A 20,072-nucleotide genomic window follows, 5' to 3' on the forward strand; every position below is an offset into this window, starting at 1 on the left:
AGATCCCGCGGAGCCGCGGAAGAGGGAGAGCCCGATGTCAGCAGCCGAGGGTCCGCTCGTCGTCGGCGTGGACACGTCCACCCAGTCCACCAAGGCCCTGGTCGTGGACGCGACCACCGGCGAAGTGGTGGCCAGCGGCCAGGCGCCGCACACCGTCTCCTCCGGAGCGGGTCGCGAGAGCGATCCGCGGCAGTGGTGGGACGCACTGCGCGAGGCGCTACACCAGTGCGGGGACGCGGCGCGCGAGGCCGCGGCGGTGTCCGTGGGCGGCCAGCAGCACGGGCTCGTCACGCTCGACGCCCAGGGCGATCCGGTACGCCCCGCCCTGCTGTGGAACGACGTGCGGTCGGCGCCGCAGGCCCGCCGTCTCGTGGAGGAGCTGGGCGGCCCGAAGGCGTGGGCCGAGCGCACCGGCAGTGTGCCGGGGCCGTCCTTCACGGTCACCAAGTGGGCGTGGCTCGCCGAGCACGAGCCGGAGTCCGTCCGCGCGACCGCCGCGGTACGGCTGCCCCACGACTACCTCACCGAGCGCCTCACGGGGCTGGGCACGACCGACCGCGGCGATGTCTCCGGTACGGGCTGGTGGGCGTCCGGGACGGAGGCGTACGACGAGGAGGTCCTCGGCCATGTGGGGCTCGACCCGGCCCTGCTGCCCCGGGTGGTCCGGCCCGGCGAGGTCGTCGGCACTGTGCGCGACGGCGGTGACCTGCCCTTCTCCAAGGGCACGCTGGTCGCCCCCGGCACCGGTGACAACGCCGCCGCCGCGCTCGGACTCGGGCTGCTCCCGGGGACGCCGGTGCTCAGCCTCGGCACCTCCGGCACGGTGTACGCGGTCTCCACACGCCGCCCCGCCGACCCGACCGGCACCGTGGCGGGCTTCGCCGACGCGCGCGGCGACTGGCTGCCGCTGGCCTGCACCCTCAACTGCACGCTCGCCGTGGACCGCGTCGCCACCCTGCTGGGCATCGACCGCGAAGCCGTCGAGCAGGGCACGAGCGTGACGCTGCTGCCCTACCTGGACGGCGAGCGCACCCCGGACCTGCCGCACGCCTCGGGCCTGCTGCACGGGCTGCGCCACGACACGACACGCGGACAACTGCTCCAGGCCGCCTACGACGGCGCGGTCCACTCCCTGCTCGGCGCCCTCGACCTGGTGCTCGACGAGGACGCGGACCGTTCGGCACCCCTCCTGCTCATCGGCGGCGGCGCGCGAGGAACGGCCTGGCAGCAGACCGTACGACGACTGTCGGGGCGTCCCGTTCAGGTGCCCGAGGCCAAGGAACTCGTGGCGCTCGGCGCCGCCGCGCAGGCCGCGGGTGTGCTGACCGGCGAGGATCCGGCGGCGGTGGCCCGGCGCTGGGACACGGCAAGCGGGCCGGTGCTGGAGGCCGTGGAGCGGGACGAGGCGGCGCTCGCGCGGATCGCCGGGGTACTCTCCGACGCGGCCCCGCTGCTGGAGCGGGCGCCGGACACACAGTGACGAGACCGGCATACGCACTGATCAGGACAGCCCTGAGGGGACCGGCCGGACGAGGACTGACGGAGGCATGACCGCACCGCTGCACGAGGCCCATCCAGGCAGTCCCGGCCGTCGGCTGCCCGACACCCAGCAAGGCATGCGGCGCCGCAACCTGTCGCGGGTGCTGCACACCGTGAACGCGGAGGGGCCGCTGTCCCGTGCCGCCGTCGCCTCACGCATCGGGCTGACCCGGGCGGCCGTGTCGACCCTCGTGGACGAGCTGATCCGCTCGGGGCTCCTCGAAGAGCTGGGCCCCGAGCGGCCGGGACGGGTGGGGCGGCCCGGTTCTGCGCTCGCCCTCAGCGGGCGCGGGCCGGCGGGGATCGGTGCGGAGGTGGGCGTCGACCATCTCGCCGTGTGCGCGGTCGATCTGCGCGGCGAGGTGCGAGCGCGGGCGGTGCGGCACGGCACCAACCGCGGGCGGTCGCCCGAGCCGGTGCTGCGGGAACTGACCGGGCTGATACGGCAGGTCGTCGCCGAGGCGGACCGGGAGGGCCTGTGGCCCGCGGGTCTCGCCGTCGCCGTACCCGGCCTGGTGGCGCGCGACGCCCGGACCGTGGTGCGCGCCCCCAACCTCGACTGGCACGACACGGACCTCGGCGCGCTGCTGCCGGGCGAACTCCCGCTGACCGTCGACAACGAGGCGAATTTCGGCGGGCTCGCCGAACTCTGGCTCAACGAGCAGGCTCCCCGCGACTTCCTGCACGTCTCAGCCGAGATCGGCATCGGCGGGGCGGTGGTCGTGGACGGGCAGCTGCTGCGGGGGACGCGCGGCTTCGCGGGCGAGTTGGGTCATGTGCCGGTACGTCCCGAAGGACCTGCGTGCGCGTGCGGTGGACGCGGCTGCCTGGAGCAGTACGCCGGCGAGGAGGCCGTGCTGCGCGCGGCCGGTCTGGAACTGGGCGAGGACCGCGTCGGGTTGCTCGCGGAGCGCGCCGAGCAGGGCGACAAGAACGTGCGGCGGGCGCTGCGTGACGCCGGGACCGCTCTGGGCATCGCGCTGACCGGCGCCGTCAATCTGCTGGACCCGGAGATCGTCGTGCTGGGCGGGGCACTGTCCGGGCTCGCGCCCTGGCTGCTGCCGTCGTTGGAGCGGGAGTTGGCACGCAGGACAGCGGGTCCCGCCTGCGCGGTGTCCGTCTCCCGGCTCGGCCCCGAGGGCCCGCTGCTGGGCGCGGCGCACTCGGTCGTGCGGGCAGTGCTGGACGATCCGGCGGCGGTGGGCGGCGGGGCGTAGGCCTCGGTCCCGGCCTCACCCTTGCCTGACAGGCAGCTTCGTCACCAGGTTCCCCGCGTTGCACCCCGGCGTCTCAATCTCCCTTGTGGGTGACGGAGTTGTCCACAGTCACGGCGTTGTCCACGGACCTGAGCGCGCTCTTCATCCTCAACCGGCGATCGCCGTACCGTGATTCACGCGAGGCGCCGCCGTCGGACAGGCGGAGGCGTTTCCGAGCACGGGGAATCGGGGGTTCACATGTCGGGGGAAACAGCAGTTCCGAGGCTGCGGCGCAAGACCGTCGGACTGCGCCAGGTCCTGTTCCAGAACATCACGGCGACAGCGACAGCGACAGTGCCCGCCACCGTCCGGCCGTCGGTGCCTGGATGATGGCCGGAGTGGTGGTGCTCGTGGTAGTGCTCGTGGTGCTGTTGCGACGCCGAGCCGGGCCGATGGCCGAGACTGCCCGTGTCCACTTCGACGAGAGTCCCTCCCCAGCCTTCGGCAGAACGGAGCTGTGCAACATGAGCGACCCGCGGATCCTGACCGTGCATCCAGAACCGGGCGCGTACGCCTGGACGTTCGGCGGTGCGCCAGCCGTGGCGCGCATCGCGCCGGGCACGGTCCTCGACCTCTATACGGAGGACTGCTTCGCCGGGCGGGTGCGGTCGGAGAAGGACCTGGTGTCCGAGGTGTGCGAGTTCCCGTTCCTCAACCCGCAGACGGGGCCGTTCCATGTGGAGGGCGCGGAGCCGGGCGACACGGTCGCCGTGCACTTCGTGTCGATCGAACCGGCGCGGGACTGGGCCGCGTCGACGACGGTCCCGCTGTTCGGGGCACTCACATCCACGCACACCACGGCCACGCTGCAACCGCCGCTGCCGGAGACCGTGTGGATCTGGCAGCTCGACCGGACGCGCCGCACCGCGCTGTTCAGTGCACGCGACAGCGACATCAGGATCGAACTGCCCATGGACCCGATGCACGGCACGGTCGGCGTGGCGCCCTCCAACCTGGAGGTGCGCTCCGCCCTGGTGCCGGACGCGCACGGCGGGAACATGGATACTCCGGAGATGCGGGCCGGTGTCACCTGCTATCTCGGGGTGAACGTCGACGGCGCGCTGCTGAGCCTCGGTGACGGGCACGCGCGGCAGGGCGAGGGCGAGACCTGTGGGGTCGCCGTCGAGTGCGCGATGAACACCGTGGTGATCGTCGAGCTGCTCAAGGGCGTCGCCACGCCGTGGCCCCGCATCGAATCCGACACCCACATCATCTCGACCGGTTCGGCACGCCCCCTGGAGGACGCGTTCCGGATATCCCAGCTCGACCTGGTGCAGTGGCTGGTGCGCGACTACGGGTTCAGCGAACTGGACGCGTACCAGTTCGCGACCCAGGCCGTCGAGTCGCCGCTCGCCAACGTCTGCGACACCAACTACACGTGCGTGGCCAAGCTCCGCAAGGAATGGCTGCCGGCACGGGAGACCCACAGGGGGCTGCACTCGCAGCTGCGCGAAACGGCCGTGGCACTGGGACGTTGAGTCCCGCGACCGCGACCGCGACCGCGACCGCCACTGCCACCGCCACCGCCACCGCCACGACCGACGCTGGCGCCGCTACCCGTCACTGCCGCCGCGACCCGTCATTGCCCGCGACCGTCACTGGTTCCGTCGCCGCACGGACCACGTAGCCCGCCCCACCCGCCACCACCCTTCACCGAGAGGCGCTACCCATGGACCGAGCCAAACTCCTGCCCGTCTCCCTGCCCAGCAGGCGGCGCCTGCTCCAGAGTGCGGCCCTCGCCACGCTCTCCACGGCGTTACTGCCGACCACCCGGGCGGGCGCGAAGCCACAGGCCATCGACTACCCACAATCCGAGTGGTCCCCGGCGAGCGCGTCCAACTACACCGCGGCCGACCGCCCGACGAGCCATCCGGTCGACTTCGTGATCATCCACGTGGCGCAGGCGACGTACTCGAACACCCTGGCCATCTTTCAGAACCCGAAGAAGAAGGTGTCCGCGCACTACGTCGTCCGGTCGGCCGACGGGCATGTCGCACAGATGGTGCGGGAGCGCGACGTCGCCTGGCACGCGGGCAACTGGGACTACAACTCGCGCAGCATCGGCATCGAGCACGAGGGCTGGGTCGACAAGCCCGCGTACTTCACCAACGCCATGTACGAGGAGTCGGCGAAGCTCACCGCAGCGATCTGCGACACGTACCGGATTCCCAAGGATCGCTCGCACATCCTCGCGCACTACGAGGTGCCGGGCAGCGACCACACCGATCCGGGTCCGCACTGGGACTGGACGCGCTACATGAGACTGGTCAACTTCGCCTGAGCTGCGGTCTGTTGAAGGAGGAGAGGGAGGCCGGAAGCGCCATGTTCTGTGGTGGGGCTGGGCCCAGCCTGGTCGCGACGCTTGTCCGCGTCCGCCACGAGAGTGACGATGTCCCCAGCCGCATCATGTCCAGCCGCGACGCCTTCCGGGGAGGCCGAGTTGACCGATCCATGGGTGGCCCTGGAACCGGGTGCCGATCCCGACGAGCGGGTGCGCGTGCTGCGCCGCGCCCACGAGACGTTCACGGAGGCGGGCACGGTGCCGCGGCCGGTGCGCTCGGTGGTGGCCGACTCGTGGCGGCGTTCGGCACGGGCCGGGGTCGGGCCGGACGGCACGGCGTACGTGGAGCTCACTGACGGGGACCTCGGGTCGTATCGGGCGGAGCACCCGCTGGCCCGGGTGATGCCGCTGTTCCGTGAACTCATGGGGACGTTCGCGTCGGACGGCGAACATCTCCTCGCGGTGTGCGACGCCCAGGGCAGGCTGCTGTGGGTCGAAGGGCATACCGGGACGCGGCACAAGGCGGACGGGATGAACTTCGTGCCGGGTGCACGGTGGGCGGAGTCGGCGGTGGGTACGAACGCTCCGGGTACGGCGGTCGCACTCGACCGGCCGGTGCAGGTGTTCGCGGCGGAGCACTTCATCCGGCGGGTCCAGCCGTGGACGTGCGCGGCGGCTCCCGTGCACGATCCGCGCACCGGACGGCTGCTCGGCGCGGTCGACATCACCGGTGGGGACGGACTCGCGCATCCGCACAGCCTGGGTTTCGTGCAGGCTGTGGCACGCGCGGCCGAGTCCCAACTGGCGCTGCTCACACCGGCGCCGGCCGCCACCGACGCCCTCCAGCTGACCGCGCTGGGCCGGGACGAGGCCCTGCTCGTGGCAGGCGGCAGCACGGTGCGCCTGAGCCGCAGGCACAGCGAGATCCTCGTGCTGCTGTCCCGGCATCCGGAGGGGCTGACCGGCGACGAGTTGCTGTGCGCGCTGTACGAGGACGAGTCGGTGACGCCGGTGACGTTGCGCGCGGAGCTGGCCCGTCTGCGTCGGCTCCTCGGGGCGGGGGTGCTCGGTTCGCGTCCCTATCGGCTCACGGTTCCGGTCGAGTCCGATGTCGCGGTCGTGGAGCGCAAGCTCGGTGCCGGCGCGGTCACGGCGGCCGTGGCGGCGTACACGGGTCCGTTGCTGCCCGGTTCGCAGGCCCCGGCGGTGGTGCGGGTGCGTCGCCGGCTCGCCGACGGGCTGCGCGCGGCGCTCGTCACCGGCCGCGACCCCGACCTCCTTGCCGACTGGGCGCACGCGCCGTGGGGCGAGGACGACCTCGACGTATGGCGGAGGCTCGCCGCGATACGGCCGACGGCTCCGGTGCGGGCTCGCCTGGCGGAGCTGGAGGCCGAGCAGGCGGCGTCCCCCGGCTGGGCGTCACGCTGACGGGCCACGACGACGCACCCTCGGCAACGGCCGGCCACCGCGTCCCAAGAACCTGCCCCGCTCACGAACCGAACTCCGCGCCCGACTCCGCCGCGGCGCCCCGCCTCAAGAAGGCCCCTCGCTCACCGCCCGAGCCTCGCCCGCACTCGGCCAACCGGCCGCCCACGCAACGTACCTGCAACCTCCCCGTCCCTACCCTCGCGCCGAGAGCCGCCCAACGGCGGGCGGTCCTTCCACGGGAGGCACAGCACATGACCCGTTACGCAGCGCCCGGCACCGAGGGCGCGATCGTCTCCTACCAGGCGCGGTACGACCACTTCATCGGCGGCGAGTACGTGCCGCCGGCGCGCGGGCAGTACTTCGAGAACCCGAGTCCGGTGAACGGGCAGCCGTTCGCCGAGATCGCGCGGGGCACGGCGGAGGACGTCGAGCGCGCGCTGGACGCGGCGCACGCGGCCGCCCCCGCCTGGGGCAGGGCCTCGGTGACCGCGCGCGCCGACATCCTCCTCAAGGTCGCCGACCGGATGGAGGCGAACCTGGAGAAGCTCGCGGTCGCGGAGACCTGGGAGAACGGCAAGCCGGTCCGCGAGACACTGGCCGCCGACATCCCCCTCGCCATCGACCACTTCCGCTACTTCGCGGGGGCGATCCGCGCCCAGGAAGGGTCGCTGGGCGAGCTCGACGACGACACGGTGGCGTACCACTTCCACGAGCCGCTGGGCGTCGTGGCGCAGATCATCCCGTGGAACTTCCCGATCCTGATGGCCGTGTGGAAGCTGGCTCCGGCGCTCGCGGCGGGCAACGCGGTCGTCATCAAGCCCGCCGAGCAGACCCCGGCGTCCATCCACTACTGGATGAGCCTGGTCGCGGATCTGTTGCCGCCGGGCGTCGTGAACATCGTCAACGGTTTCGGGGCCGAGGCGGGCAAACCCCTGGCGTCCAGCCCCCGCGTGGCGAAGGTCGCCTTCACCGGTGAGACCACGACGGGGCGGCTGATCATGCAGTACGCCTCCGAGAACATCAAGCCGGTCACGCTCGAACTCGGCGGCAAGTCGCCGAACATCTTCTTCGACGACGTATGGGCGCAGGACGACGACTTCCGGGACAAGGCGCTCGAAGGCTTCACGATGTTCGCGCTGAACCAGGGCGAGGTGTGCACCTGTCCGTCCCGGGCGCTCGTGCAGCAGGGTCACTACAGCGAGTTCCTCGACGCGGCGGTCGCCCGCACCGAGCTGATCAAGCCAGGCCATCCGCTCGACACCGAGACGATGATCGGCGCCCAGGCCTCGAACGACCAACTGGAGAAGATCCTCTCCTACCTTGACATCGGCCAGCAGGAGGGTGCGAAGGTCCTGACGGGCGGTCACCGAATCGAGTACGACGGCGAGTTGGCGGGCGGCTACTACGTCCAGCCGACGATCTTCCAGGGCGACAACCGGATGCGGATCTTCCAGGAGGAGATCTTCGGTCCCGTCGTGTCGGTCACGTCGTTCGCGGACTTCGACGACGCCATCAAGCTCGCCAACGACACGCTGTACGGGCTCGGGGCCGGCGTATGGACGCGGGACATCAACACGGCGTACCGCGCGGGCCGTTCGATCCAGGCGGGCCGGGTGTGGACGAACTGCTACCACGCGTATCCGGCGCACGCGGCGTTCGGCGGGTACAAGCAGTCCGGTATCGGCCGCGAGAACCACAAGATGATGCTGGAGCACTACCAGCAGACGAAGAACCTTCTTGTTTCGTACAGCCCGAAGAAACTTGGGTTCTTCTAGAGTCTCAAGTCGGTTGCCTGGAGACTCCGTTCCGCTCCAGGCAACCTCTGCACCTGCGCTACTCTCCGCGATCGCCTCAGCACCTCGCGCCACGATTGGCGTCTCAGGCGAATTCTCCCGGACCAGTAGCGGACCAAATGCCCCCGTCGACCCCTGCCCGGACGACGCACAGAGGCTAGACATCCACCGCGTCGTGCCGCTGGCCGAAGCCTGGAACTCCGGCGCTTCGACGTGGCCTGCGGCTGAGCGGGAGCGCTACGCGAACGACTCGATGATCCGCGGTCCCTGCGGGTGGTATCGGCGGCGACAAAGATCGAAGGGGAACCGAGACCCGGCCCAGTGGCTGGCCCTCGTTCTCCGGCGACCGGTGCACCTACCTCACAGACTGTGTGACGAGGAGGATGTGCTGGCAGCTCGCCGTCGTTGAGGCGGAACAGGCAGCCCTTACCCAGGAGTTGGCCGCCTGCCCGAACGCGCCCGGGCCAGTCCGCGACACTGGTCGGCGTGAGTCCGGACACCGCGCGGCGGTGGGCGGACGCGGGCCGGGTGACGACCCGTCGTGGCGAGGGCGGGAAGCGGGTCATCGACGGGGAGGATCTGGCCGCCTTTCCGTGGAGCTGGCCGGGAGCGGGAGCGGTGAGGAGGGGGCCTCCAGCACCTCGGTGCGCAACGCCTACCCCGGCATCGTCACCGCGGTCATGCTCGGTAACGTGGCGGCGCAGGTGGAGATCCAGGCGGGCCCGCACCGGCTGGTGTCCCTGCTGACGCGGGAGGCTGTGGAGGAGCTGGGTCTGGAGGTCGGGATGGAGGCCACCGCGCGGGTGAAGTCGACGAACGTGCACATCGACCGGGCCTGACCGGGGCGGATCAGGTGGCGGTGGCCTCCGTGGCTCAATTGTTGACGCAGTAGAAGTGCGCGCCGGTGCCGGCGAGGCTGCCGCCGTCGGCGATGAGGTACTCGTCGCGGATCGGGCGGCCCGCGAACCAGGACTCCTGGATCTCCCGGGTGCCGGCCGCGTAGCGGGCCTGCGCGGAGAGCGACGCTCTGGAGATGTGCGGGGTCATGCCGTGGTGCGGCATCGTGCACCAGGGGTGGTCGGCCGGGGCTGGCCGCGGGTACCAGACGTCGCCCGCGTAGCCCGCCAACTGCCCGCCGAGCAGGGCGCGGTCGACGGCGTCCCGGTCGACGATCTTCGCCCGCGCGGTGTTGATCAGGTACGCGCCGCGCTTCATCGTCCCCAGCAGCTCGTCGCCGAACAGGCCCCCTTCAGCCACGAGACCGCATCCTGGGGCTGTTGATCCGTGCGCTGCCGGAACTTGGCCTGCACGACCATGTAGCCGTCCCATGCCTCAAGCTCGCTCGGATAGGGCACCCGCCCCTCCAACGTTGCCTCACGCCCGCCGTCCTTGCCGTCCCCGAAGGCGGAGACGCCCGGCCCGAGGATCTCCTGGGCCAGGGCCTGCGACACGTGCTCGAACTCCCGGGTGCTCAGCCCGCTGAGGTTGTAATCCACCCCGCCATGATGCCGCCGCGGCTATCTCCCGACCGCCCAACGGAACTCTTTCCCCGGCCGGGCCTCTGCGACCACGCCGATTCACGTGGCTTGACCAGCCCAGCAACACGCCTGACAGCCCATCAGAACGAGCGTCAAATGAGCGTCACGAGCGTCATTTCAGCGTCAAGATATCGCCCGTAACGCCCACACCGCACATAATGCGCATGCGCAAAACCGCAGGTCAGGACTCCTTAGCCACCGGCTCAAGAATGGCGACGCACTCCACGTGATGCGTCATCGGGAACAGGTCAACGAGACTCAGCAAGGTGACTCGAGTCGGTTACCGAGAGACAGCAGGACCGCCTGACTACGACTTCGCGATCGGCACGGCCACCTGAGTACACCTCATGCCAGCGAGGAGGCCAGCCGCAGTGAGGTCTCATATGTCGCGAAGCCGGTGGAGGGCATCCTCGGAAGCCGTGACGACATTCGACGGAGCCGCGTTTCAGCGAGGGGACGCGGGCGGCGGCGCGGTCTGCGTCCGGAGCGGTCCGGTGCGCGACCCGTCCCGCTCCCCTCGGTTTGATACCTTTCACTGGACACGCAAATCGATCGGATGTTCGTTTACTGGGATCTCCGAGACGTCCGTTGTCGGCAGTAGACGCTCACGTTCTCCGACGTGCGGCGTGCCACACAATCGGACCGGGTGAAAGCTCATGGCAGGGACCGACCACGAAAAGGCGCTGGACACCGCGCTCGCACAGATCGAGCGGAAATTTGGCAAGGGTGCAGTCATGCGCCTCGGCGAGCGGCCCAATGATCCCATCGAGGTGATCCCCACCGGATCGACCGCGCTGGACGTGGCGCTCGGCGTGGGCGGTCTGCCCCGCGGACGTGTGGTGGAGGTGTACGGGCCGGAGTCCTCCGGCAAGACGACGCTGACGTTGCACGCGGTAGCGAACGCACAGAAGGCCGGCGGCTCGGTGGCGTTCATCGACGCCGAGCACGCTCTGGACCCGGAGTACGCCAAGAAGCTCGGCGTCGACACCGACAACCTCATCCTGTCCCAGCCGGACAACGGCGAACAGGCTCTGGAGATCGCCGACATCCTGATCCGCTCCGGCGCGATCGACTTGATCGTGATCGACTCCGTCGCGGCCCTGGTGCCACGCGCCGAGATCGAGGGCGAGATGGGCGACTCCCACATGGGCCTGCAGGCCCGCCTGATGAGCCAGGCGCTCCGAAAGATCACCAGCGCGCTCAGCCAGACGAGGACGACGGTTATCTTCATCAACCAGCTGCGCGAGAAGATCGGTGTGATGTTCGGCTCCCCGGAGACCACGACCGGTGGCCGCGCGCTGAAGTTCTACGCCTCGGTGCGGCTCGACATCCGCCGGATCGAGACCCTGAAGGACGGCACCGACGCGGTCGGCAACCGTACCCGCGTCAAGGTCGTCAAGAACAAGGTCGCGCCGCCCTTCAAGCAGGCCGAGTTCGACATCCTCTACGGGCAGGGCATCAGCCGCGAGGGCGGCCTGATCGACATGGGCGTGGAGAACGGCTTCGTCCGCAAGGCCGGCGCCTGGTACACGTACGAGGGCGACCAGCTCGGCCAGGGCAAGGAGAACGCCCGCAACTTCCTCAAGGACAACCCCGACCTCGCCAACGAGATCGAGAAGAAGATCCTCGAGAAGCTCGGAATCGGGGCACCGGCGAAGGCCGCAGTCGCCGAGGACACGGGCGCCGTCCCGGTCCCTGGTGCCGCCCGGACCTCGGCGGGAAGCGCCGCCTGACAGGCACGGGCGCGGCCTGGCCGGGGGCAGGCTTCCGACATGTTCAGCATCTCGGCGTGCTCCACGGCCCAGTTCCGCTCACGTCCCTGTTCCTTGCCGGGAACCTGTTCGTGCGCGTCCGGGCGATACCAGCCCATAGGCGAGGCGCAGAGGACACCGCGCTCGGCAAGGAATCGACGACCGCCTCAGGATCCGGCTGGTCGGGAGCGGCCGGATGTGTCGGGGATGCCGGGCACTTCGGGCATGGCTCTCTCCTCGCGGGGTCGGCTGGAGGCACAGGTGACTGGGAGCACGGGGAGTTGTGCATCCCGCGCGAGCGGAGGTGTTCCGTCGCGCAAGATTCGGACCATTCCCGGACCAAGTTGGCGGCAATCACCGACAGCACTCTCGTTTTCGCAGATCAACGCAGCCGCCACGCGTGTACCAGCAGCAGACCAAGAACGTTCTTGTTTCATACAGTCCGAAGAAACTTGGGTTCTTCTAGAGCCTGAAGTCGGTTGCCTGGAGGCATCGTTGCGCTCCAGGCAACCCGACATGGCAGGTACCCGCTGTAATCAATTGGGTCCTTCGAGTTGCTGCCTCCGTATCGCGAGCGAAGGCTTCTCGCGGCGGGAACGGGCCAGGCGCAGGTAGCGGGCGAACGACTCGTGATACACGCGGACTTCACCCTGCGCCGTCCGCTCGGAGAGCACAGGGGCCAGGACCTTCAGTGCACCGTCGATCCGTTGCCCCCTGTCCGGGGCGACATGCCCGAGTTCCTCATGGGAGACGCCTCCGACCGGTTCAATCCTGCCCGAAGACCTCTCACCTGCGATTACCTACGCGCCGAAGTCTCTTCCCGGGGCGGCGCCGTTGAGGCGCGTACCACGAGTTCGGTGGCGAGTTCGATGTGGTGGGACTCGACCTTTTCACCGTTGGCCAGTCGGAGGGCGGTGCGCAGGGCGGCACCGCCCATCTCCCGTAGTGGCTGGCGCACGGTGGTCAGTGGCGGTGAAGCCATCTGGGCGAGGCTTGTGTCGTCGAAGCCGACCACGCTCAGGTCTTCGGGGACTCGCAGGCCTCGGGTGCGGGCGGCCTCGATGACACCGATGGCGATCTCGTCGTTGCCTGCGAAGATCGCCGTCGGTGGCTCTTGCAGGCCCAGTAGCGCCGTGGCGCCGAGCAACCCGGTCTCGTACGTGAATTCTCCGGGCCGGACATAGGCGTCGGGTACCTGCACTCCTTCCGCCTCCATGGCGGCGCGGTAGCCGTGCATGCGTGCCTGGTTGCATACGGCCATGGCCGGTCCGCCGATATAGGCGACGCGGCGGTGACCCAAGGAGAGCAGGTGCCGGGTCGCGGCCAGGCCGCCGGCGAAGTTGGTCGACCCGACGCTGTGGACGCGGCTGTCCGGCAGGTGCAGTGGGTCCAGCACGACCAACGGCAGCCCGGACCGGGCCAGTTCGTTCAGGTGCGCTGTGGTGTACACGCTGGTGACCGCGATGACGGCGCGGCGCCCGGCTGAGACCAGGTCCCGGGCCCAGTGCGGGGCATGGGACGCCTTGCTGATCACCACCGAGGCCCCCGATTCGGCGGCGGAGTCGATGATGCCTTCCAGGGTCTCGGCCACGTACGACTTGAGGCCGCCCTTGAACTGCACCTCGATGGTCGGGCTTTCGACGACCTCGGTGTGGCGGAACACGGGCGCGAGGTAGTCGTGCTGATGCAGCAGTTCCTGCACCCGGCTGCGGGTGTGCGGCGCCACGTCACCGCGACCGTTGACCACTTTGGACACGGTCGCGACGGAGACTCCCGCCGCTTGGGCGATGTCCGCCAAGGTGGTGCGCCTGGCGTTCGGACGCATCGGTTCCTCCCAGCTGTACGTCCACCGGTGTGGTGAGCTGCCGGTCGGGCCGGCAAGCGGGTGGAACCGGTCAACCGTACGGCAACCCGGCACCGAGCTCATCCGGAGAGGTGCCGACGAGCCCCTCAACCTCGACACGTCCGACGATGTGTGTGAGATCGCGTCCGGTGAACGCGGTCCGGGGTCATGCACGCCGACCGGTACGCGTGCGACCCGTACGGGCGCGCTTGCGCCCGGTTCCAGCCGTATCTGGGCGCAGCGGGCCAACTGCCGCACTGTCCCGCCCGACCGCCCGGACGGCGGGGATCTGCACCCGCAGCTTGGTGGGCAGGCTCCGGCCGGCCGGGGCGATCGCCGCCGCGCCCTCCTGGTCCGGACATGAACGCCCGGACCAGGCCGGCAGCACGGGGACGCCGGTCCGGGACTCCTCCGGGACCGCGTGCTGCGACTCGACAAGCACTCCGGCGCTCTCCACCGCGGTCACCGGCGGCTGCCGTACACCCGGGTGAGGTGACCGGGACCATGTCGGACGACCTCTGCCGGCGGAACGCTCCCGGGTTCCCGCGAACACATCGTCCGAAGGCGCCACTTGCCGAGCCTCGCGACCTTGTGCATGACCTGCACCGACAGTGCGTCAGCCGCGGCCATCGCATCGCCTCTCCGTCCCCAACCAGTCGATTTCGAAATAGTTTCGGTCCCTGCCAAGGGTTTCTCAAGGGTCGTTCTTGCCCGATATTACGCGGCTGGCGGCAGCACGACAACGCGCCTGCACACACCTTGACAGGGCGTCAGCCCGAAACCTAATTTGCACGAACAGAGCTCGGAGAAGGCTGTTTCGAAAACCTTTCACCATGACTCACGAGAAGCCGATGGCTCTCGAGTGCGGAGAAGAACATGGCGCTCTCCCGACGTACCCTCCTCGGCCTGGCCGCCGGCGTGCCGGCCTCCGCGGCACTGGCGGCCTGTGGCTCGTCCGGTCCCAGCAAGGGCGGCGGCGACGGCGGCAAGGCCACGTACTGGCACCTGAGCGGCCAGCCTCAGGAAGGCGTCAGGACCGGTGCGGTGGAGCGGTTCAACGAGGCCAACCCCAAGGGGCAGATCGAGGTCACCACCTTCGAGAACGACGCCTACAAGACGAAGATCAAGACCGCCATCGGCGCCGGGAAAGCGCCCACCATCATCTGGGGGTGGGGCGGCGGCACTCTGCGCACCTACGTGGAGGCCGACCAGGTCGACGACCTCACCCCGTGGTTCGACGAGAACCCTGACATCAAGAACCGGCTCTTCCCGTCCTCGTTCGGCGCGGCGACCGTCGACGGCAGGATCTACGCCATGCCGTTCGAGAGCGTGGAGCCGATCGTCCTGTTCTACAACAACAGGGTCTTCGACGACGTCGGCGTGGAGCCGCCCCAGTCCTGGGACGACATCATGGCCCTGGTGCCCAAGTTCAAGGCGGAGGGCATAGCGCCGTTCTCCCTCGGCGGCCAGTCCCGGTGGACGAACATGATGTGGCTGGAGTTCCTGTTCGACCGCATCGGCGGCCCCGAGGTGTTCCAGGCCGTCTTCGACGGCGAGAAGGACGCCTGGTCCCACCCGGCCGCCATCGAGGCGCTGACCAAGGTGCAGGACCTGGTCAAGGCGGGCGGATTCATCAAGGGCTTCTCCTCGATCACCGCGGACTCCAACGCCGACCAGGCGCTGCTCTACACCGACAAGGCCGCGATGATGCTGCACGGCTCCTGGTCGTACGGCATCCAGCAGACCGAGGGCGGAGACTTCGTCTCCAGCGACAGCCTCGGTTTCATGAACTTCCCACCCGTCGAAGGCGGCAAGGGCGATCCGGGCAACTCCGTCGGCAACCCCGCCCAGTACCTGTCCATCTCCTCGAAGGCCAGCGCCAAGCAGAAGAAGATCGCGAAGGACTTCTTCGCCACCGGCGTCCTCGCGGACGACGAGGTGAAGGAGTGGATCGACACCGGGGCGGTGCCGATCCGGAAGGGCTCGGAGAAGCTGCTGGCCGAATCCGAGAGCTCCGAGTTCCTGCAGTTCGTCTACGGCATTGCCAGCAACGCGAAGTCGTTCGGCCAGTCCTGGGACCAGGCGCTCAGCCCGACGGCCGCCGAGACGCTGCTGGACAACATCGCCAAGCTGTTCCAGCTGTCCATCTCGCCGCGGCAGTTCACCGACAATCTCAACAAGGTCATCGGCAAGTGAGCGCACTCACGGGCTCTACAGGGCGCGAGGGCCGGCGCAGCATCCTGCCCTGGCTGGCCGTGCCGGCGCTGCTGTTCTTCGTCGGCTTCGCCGTGGTCCCGCTCGTCGGCGTCTTTGTGCTGAGCTTCACGACGTGGGACGGGATCGGCACCATCCACCCGTCCGGGCTGACCAGCTGGCGTGCGGTGCTCACCAACCCCGGGCTGCCGCACGCCCTCTGGGTGACGTTCCTGGTGATGGCCGTGTCCTGGGCGGTTCAGACACCGGCGAGCATTCTGCTCGGCACGTTCCTGGCCGGCCGCCAGCGCTACCGCGCGGTGCTGAGCCTGATCTACTTCGTCCCGCTCCTGCTCAGCTCCGCGGCGATCGCGGTCGCGTACAGGGCGCTGCTGGACCCCAACTTCGGACTGGGCGCCGGGCTGGGGTTCGAGTGGCTCAGCAAGGACTGGCTGGGGCGCCCCTGGCTCGCCTTCGGCGTCGTCGTCTTCGTCGTCTCCTGGCAGTTCGTCCCGTTCCACTCGCTGATCTACCAGGGGGGCGTCCAGCAGATCCCGCAGTCCCTGTACGAGGCCGCACAGCTGGACGGCGCCGGGCAGATCCGCCAGTTCTTCAGCATCACGCTGCCCCAGCTCAAATACACCATCATCACCTCGTCGACGCTGATGGTGATCGGCTCGCTCACCTTCTTCGACCTCATCTTCGTCCTGACCGAGGGCGGCCCAGGAGACGCCACTCGGGTCCTCGCGCTGGACATGTACAAACGGGGCTTCCAGGCCGACCTGATGGGGCCGGCCAGCGCCATCGCGGTCATCCTCGTCCTGATGGGCCTCGCCATCGCCCTGCTGCTGCGCCGGCTCGGAGGCCGGGACGCCGGTGAGAGCCAGCTTGAGGGAGTCTGACATGACCACCACGCTGACCAAGCCGCAACCGCAGAAGACCACCCCACGCGAGCGGGGGCACCGTCCCGGTGCGACCGCCCGCCGGCGCAACTGGCTCGGCGGTCTGGCCGGATGGCTCTGGCTCGCCGTCGTCGTCGTACCCCTCTACTGGATTCTCATCACCAGCCTCAAGGCCCGGAGCAACTACTACGCGAGCAACCCGCTGGCGCCGCCGACCGACCCCACACTGGACAACTACGAGCTGGTCCTCGAGTCCGACTTCATCAGCTACTTCTGGAACAGCGTCGTGGTCACCGCCGGCGCGGTGGTGCCGGCGGTCGCAGTCTCCTTCATGGCCGCCTACGCCATCGTGCGCGGCTGGCGCATGCGGTTCCTGCGCGTGGTGAACGGCATGTTCCTCATGGGCCTCGCCATCCCGCTGCAGGCGACGGCCATCCCGGTCTATCTGATCATCATCAAGCTGCAGCTGTACGACAGCCTGCTGGCGCTGATCCTGCCGTCGATCGCCTTCGCCATCCCGCTGTCCGTGCTGATACTCGCCAACTTCATCCGCGACGTGCCCAAGGAGCTGTTCGACTCGATGCGGGTCGACGGAGCCACCGAGTGGGGGACGCTGTGGCGCCTGGCAGCGCCGCTCACCCGCCCGGCCATCCTCACCGTGACCATCTTCAACGCGCTGACCATCTGGAACGGATTCCTGCTGCCGCTGATCCTCACCCAGAGCCCTTCCCAGCGGACTCTGCCGCTCGCCCTGTGGACCTTCCAGGGCGAGTACGGGGTCAACGTCCCCGCCCTCCTGGCCGCCGTCGTCCTCACCACCCTGCCCCTGATCATCCTGTACGCGTTCGGCCGCCGCCAGTTGCTGAGCGGTCTGACCGCCGGATTCAGCCGTTGACCGACGCTGACGCCGTGGCCGGTGGGCGGGCGAAGCGGATCCGGGCCGGGCCGGAGCCCTGACGCGATCTGCACCGCCTTGAGACCTGCTCGTCTACCTGTTCGCCCGTCGCGCCCTGGCCAAGGGGCTGACGGGCGTGGGAGGAAAGTGAACGCCAACGTGGCTGTGGACAACACCACCGGAATCTCCCTCTGGAACGACCCCACCATTTCCGTCACCACGAGAGTCGACGCCCTGATCGACGCGATGACCCTTCAGGAGAAGATCGCCCAGCTGTACGGAGTGTGGGTGGGCGCCTCCGATCAGGGCGGTGAAGTGGCCCCCCACCAGCACGACATGGAGGAGGCCGTCGATCTCGACGCGCTCCTGCCCAACGGACTGGGCCAGCTGACCCGGACCTTCGGCACGGTCCCGGTCGACCCCGCCCTGGGTGCACTCTCCCTGGCCCGCACCCAGACCCGTATTGCCGCCACGAACCGGTTCGGCATCCCCGCTCTCGCGCATGACGAGTGTCTGGCCGGCTTCGCCGCCTGGGGGGCGACGGCCTACCCCGTTCCGCTGTCCTGGGGCGCCACCTTCGATCCGGACACGGTGCGGCGCATGGCCGCCGCCATCGGCCGCGACATGCGTGCCGTCGGCGTCCACCAGGGACTCGCGCCCGTCCTGGATGTGGTGCGCGACGCCCGCTGGGGCCGGGTCGAGGAGACCATCGGCGAGGACCCGTACCTCGTCGGCACCATCGGGACTGCATACGTGCAGGGCCTTGAGTCCGCCGGGATCGTCGCCACCCTCAAGCACTTCGCCGGCTACTCGGCCTCTCGCGCCGGCCGTAACCTCGCTCCCTCCTCCGTGGGCCCGCGTGAACGCGCCGACGTTCTGCTGCCTCCCTTCGAGATGGCGATCCGTGAAGGCGGCGCCCGGTCGGTGATGAACGCCTACACCGACACCGACGGCATGCCCTCCGCGGCCGACGAGAATCTGCTCACCGGGCTGCTGCGCGACACGTGGGGCTTCGACGGCACTGTCGTCGCCGACTACTTCGCCATCGCCTTCCTGAAGACGCTGCACGGCATCGCGGCCGACTGGGCCGGCGCCGCCGGCACGGCGCTGCGCGCGGGCATCGACGTCGAACTGCCCAATGTCAAGACATACGGCGCGCCCTTGGCCGAGGCCGTCGCCGACGGCCGCATACCGGAGGCGTTGGTCGATCGCGCCCTGCGCCGGACACTCACCCAGAAGGCGATGCTCGGCCTGCTCGACCCGGATTGGAGCCCCGTGCCGGCCGCGCTCGACGGGGTGGACCTGGACGACCCGGGCGCCCTGCGCGGCCGAATCGACCTGGACGGTCCGGAGAATCGCGCGCTGGCCCGCACTATCGCCGAGGAAGCGGTCGTGCTGCTGAGCAACGACGGCACCCTGCCGCTCGAGAGGCCGCGCCGCATCGCCCTGCTCGGTCCCAACGCCGACGAGCCCATCGCCGTACTGGGCTGCTACTCCTTCCCCCAGCACATCGGCGTCCGCCACCCCGGTACCCCACTCGGCATCGAGCTGCCCACGCTGCGCGACACTCTCGCCGCCGAGTTCCCCGACGCCGAGATCACGGTTGCCCGCGGCACCGGAATCGACGACGGAGATCTCTCCGGCATCCGCGAGGCCGCCCGGGTGGCACGCGAGGCCGACATCGCCCTGGTCGTGCTCGGCGACCGCGCCGGGCTCTTCGGGCGGGGCACCACCGGCGAGGGATGTGACGTCGACTCGCTGGTGCTGCCCGGCGCGCAGCAGCAACTGCTCGACGCCCTGCTCGACCTGGAGACACCCGTGGTCACCGTCCTGCTCGCGGGACGACCGTACGCCCTCGGCCGCGCCGTGGAGGAGTCCGCTGCGATCGTGCAGTCCTTTTTCCCGGGTGAGGAGGGCACTCACGCGATCGCCGGGGTGCTCAGTGGCCGTACCAATCCCTCCGGACGTCTCCCGGTCAGCGTGCCGCGCGGGCCGGGCTCCCAGCCGGCCACGTACCTCGGGGCGCGGCTCGCTCACGTCAGCGAGGTGTCCACCATCGACCCGACCCCCGCGTTCGCCTTCGGTCACGGTCTGTCCTACACGCGGTTCGACTGGACAGACCTGACCGTGGACGTCCAGGAGGCTCCGACGGACAGCGAGTTCACCCTCACCTTCACCGTCCGCAACACAGGCGAGCGGTCCGGAACCGAGGTCGTCCAGCTCTATCTGCACGACCCGGTCGCCTCCGTCGTCCAGCCGGTGCAGCGCCTCGTCGGCTACACCCGGGTCGAACTGAAGCCGGGCGAGGCCCGGCGCCTCCGTGTCACGGTCCCGGCCGACCTCGCCTCCTTCACCGGACGCGACGGTCGGCGCGTCGTCGAACCGGGCGAGCTGGAAGTGCGGTTGGCCGCCTCCAGCGCGGATCCGCGCCTGACGGCCAGGGTCACGTTGACCGGAACCGAGCGCCATGTGGATCACACGCGGCGCCTGCACGCCACGGTCGGGCAGGAGCCGGTTGCCCGGGCATGAACCAGGCGTGCGCAGCGCACGTCGCGGCAGCGGCAGCGCTGCGCACACGGGACCGCAGGGCCAGGCATGTGGTGGTCCGGGCCCGGTGCTTCCGGGGTGCCCTGTGACCACGCGGCCTGGTGCA

General features: G+C 69.7%; 14 protein-coding genes and 2 pseudogenes. 12 read left to right on the plus strand and 4 right to left on the minus strand.

What is annotated here, in order from left to right; all coding sequences use genetic code 11:
* Positions 1–34 precede the first annotated feature (34 nt).
* From xylB to GAS53_RS00510, 7 genes and pseudogenes are all read left to right on the plus strand, one after another.
* Positions 35–1,480: a xylulokinase gene (xylB, locus tag GAS53_RS00480; protein WP_151475347.1), complete on the plus strand. Its 1,446-nt coding sequence runs from the start codon at positions 35–37 to the stop codon at positions 1,478–1,480.
* Between the two features lie 67 nt (positions 1,481–1,547).
* Entirely contained in the window at positions 1,548–2,756 is a 1,209-nt protein-coding gene (locus tag GAS53_RS00485; RefSeq protein WP_151475348.1) for an ROK family transcriptional regulator, read from the plus strand.
* 503 nt (positions 2,757–3,259) lie between these two features.
* Positions 3,260–4,273 (plus strand): acetamidase/formamidase family protein, encoded by a 1,014-nt coding sequence (locus GAS53_RS00490; protein WP_151475349.1) that lies wholly within the window; start codon positions 3,260–3,262, stop codon positions 4,271–4,273.
* Between the two features lie 191 nt (positions 4,274–4,464).
* Complete coding sequence (locus GAS53_RS00495) at positions 4,465–5,076, plus strand: N-acetylmuramoyl-L-alanine amidase (protein ID WP_151475350.1); 612 nt, start codon at positions 4,465–4,467, stop codon at positions 5,074–5,076.
* Positions 5,077–5,235: 159 nt separating this feature from the next.
* Positions 5,236–6,504 carry a GAF domain-containing protein gene (locus GAS53_RS00500; protein ID WP_225858631.1) on the plus strand — a complete coding sequence of 423 codons (1,269 nt, stop codon included), beginning with the start codon at positions 5,236–5,238 and terminating at the stop codon, positions 6,502–6,504.
* 251 nt (positions 6,505–6,755) lie between these two features.
* Positions 6,756–8,279, plus strand: coding sequence for an acetaldehyde dehydrogenase ExaC (gene exaC / locus GAS53_RS00505; RefSeq protein WP_151475352.1), 1,524 nt, complete (start codon positions 6,756–6,758; stop codon positions 8,277–8,279).
* Positions 8,280–8,702: 423 nt separating this feature from the next.
* Positions 8,703–9,136: pseudogene (locus GAS53_RS00510) on the plus strand (TOBE domain-containing protein).
* A gap of 34 nt (positions 9,137–9,170) precedes the next feature.
* On the opposite strand, the pseudogene GAS53_RS00515 reads toward GAS53_RS00510, so the two are convergent.
* Both GAS53_RS00515 and GAS53_RS00520 read right to left on the minus strand, forming a co-directional pair.
* Positions 9,171–9,539: pseudogene (locus tag GAS53_RS00515) on the minus strand (NAD(P)-dependent oxidoreductase); the annotation flags it as partial.
* Positions 9,509–9,793, minus strand: a complete 285-nt coding sequence (locus GAS53_RS00520) for a hypothetical protein (protein WP_225858632.1) — start codon at positions 9,791–9,793, stop codon at positions 9,509–9,511. The pseudogene GAS53_RS00515 and the gene GAS53_RS00520, both read right to left, overlap by 31 nt.
* Positions 9,794–10,491: 698 nt before the next feature.
* Between GAS53_RS00520 and recA the strand changes: the two genes are divergently transcribed.
* A complete protein-coding gene (recA, locus tag GAS53_RS00525; protein ID WP_151475353.1) occupies positions 10,492–11,568 on the plus strand; it encodes a recombinase RecA in 1,077 nt (358 codons plus the stop codon).
* 814 nt (positions 11,569–12,382) lie between these two features.
* Here recA and GAS53_RS00530 read toward each other — a convergent pair.
* On the minus strand, positions 12,383–13,411 hold the full coding sequence (locus GAS53_RS00530) for a LacI family DNA-binding transcriptional regulator (RefSeq protein ID WP_151475354.1): 1,029 nt from the start codon (positions 13,409–13,411) through the stop codon (positions 12,383–12,385).
* Positions 13,412–13,595: 184 nt separating this feature from the next.
* Entirely contained in the window at positions 13,596–13,895 is a 300-nt protein-coding gene (locus tag GAS53_RS00535; protein WP_151475355.1) for a hypothetical protein, read from the minus strand.
* A gap of 410 nt (positions 13,896–14,305) precedes the next feature.
* Between GAS53_RS00535 and GAS53_RS00540 the strand changes: the two genes are divergently transcribed.
* From GAS53_RS00540 to GAS53_RS00555, 4 genes are all read left to right on the plus strand, one after another.
* A complete protein-coding gene (locus tag GAS53_RS00540) occupies positions 14,306–15,625 on the plus strand; it encodes an extracellular solute-binding protein (protein ID WP_151475356.1) in 1,320 nt (439 codons plus the stop codon).
* Positions 15,622–16,524: a carbohydrate ABC transporter permease gene (locus GAS53_RS00545; protein WP_151475357.1), complete on the plus strand. Its 903-nt coding sequence runs from the start codon at positions 15,622–15,624 to the stop codon at positions 16,522–16,524. Before GAS53_RS00540 ends, GAS53_RS00545 begins: the two co-directional genes overlap by 4 nt.
* Position 16,525: 1 nt before the next feature.
* Positions 16,526–17,419: a carbohydrate ABC transporter permease gene (locus GAS53_RS00550; RefSeq protein ID WP_151475358.1), complete on the plus strand. Its 894-nt coding sequence runs from the start codon at positions 16,526–16,528 to the stop codon at positions 17,417–17,419.
* A 147-nt stretch (positions 17,420–17,566) separates the two neighbouring features.
* Complete coding sequence (locus tag GAS53_RS00555) at positions 17,567–19,948, plus strand: beta-xylosidase/alpha-l-arabinosidase (protein ID WP_151475359.1); 2,382 nt, start codon at positions 17,567–17,569, stop codon at positions 19,946–19,948.
* Positions 19,949–20,072 lie beyond the last annotated feature (124 nt).

Source organism: Streptomyces albicerus, assembly GCF_008905045.1.
Lineage (GTDB): Bacteria > Actinomycetota > Actinomycetes > Streptomycetales > Streptomycetaceae > Streptomyces > Streptomyces albicerus.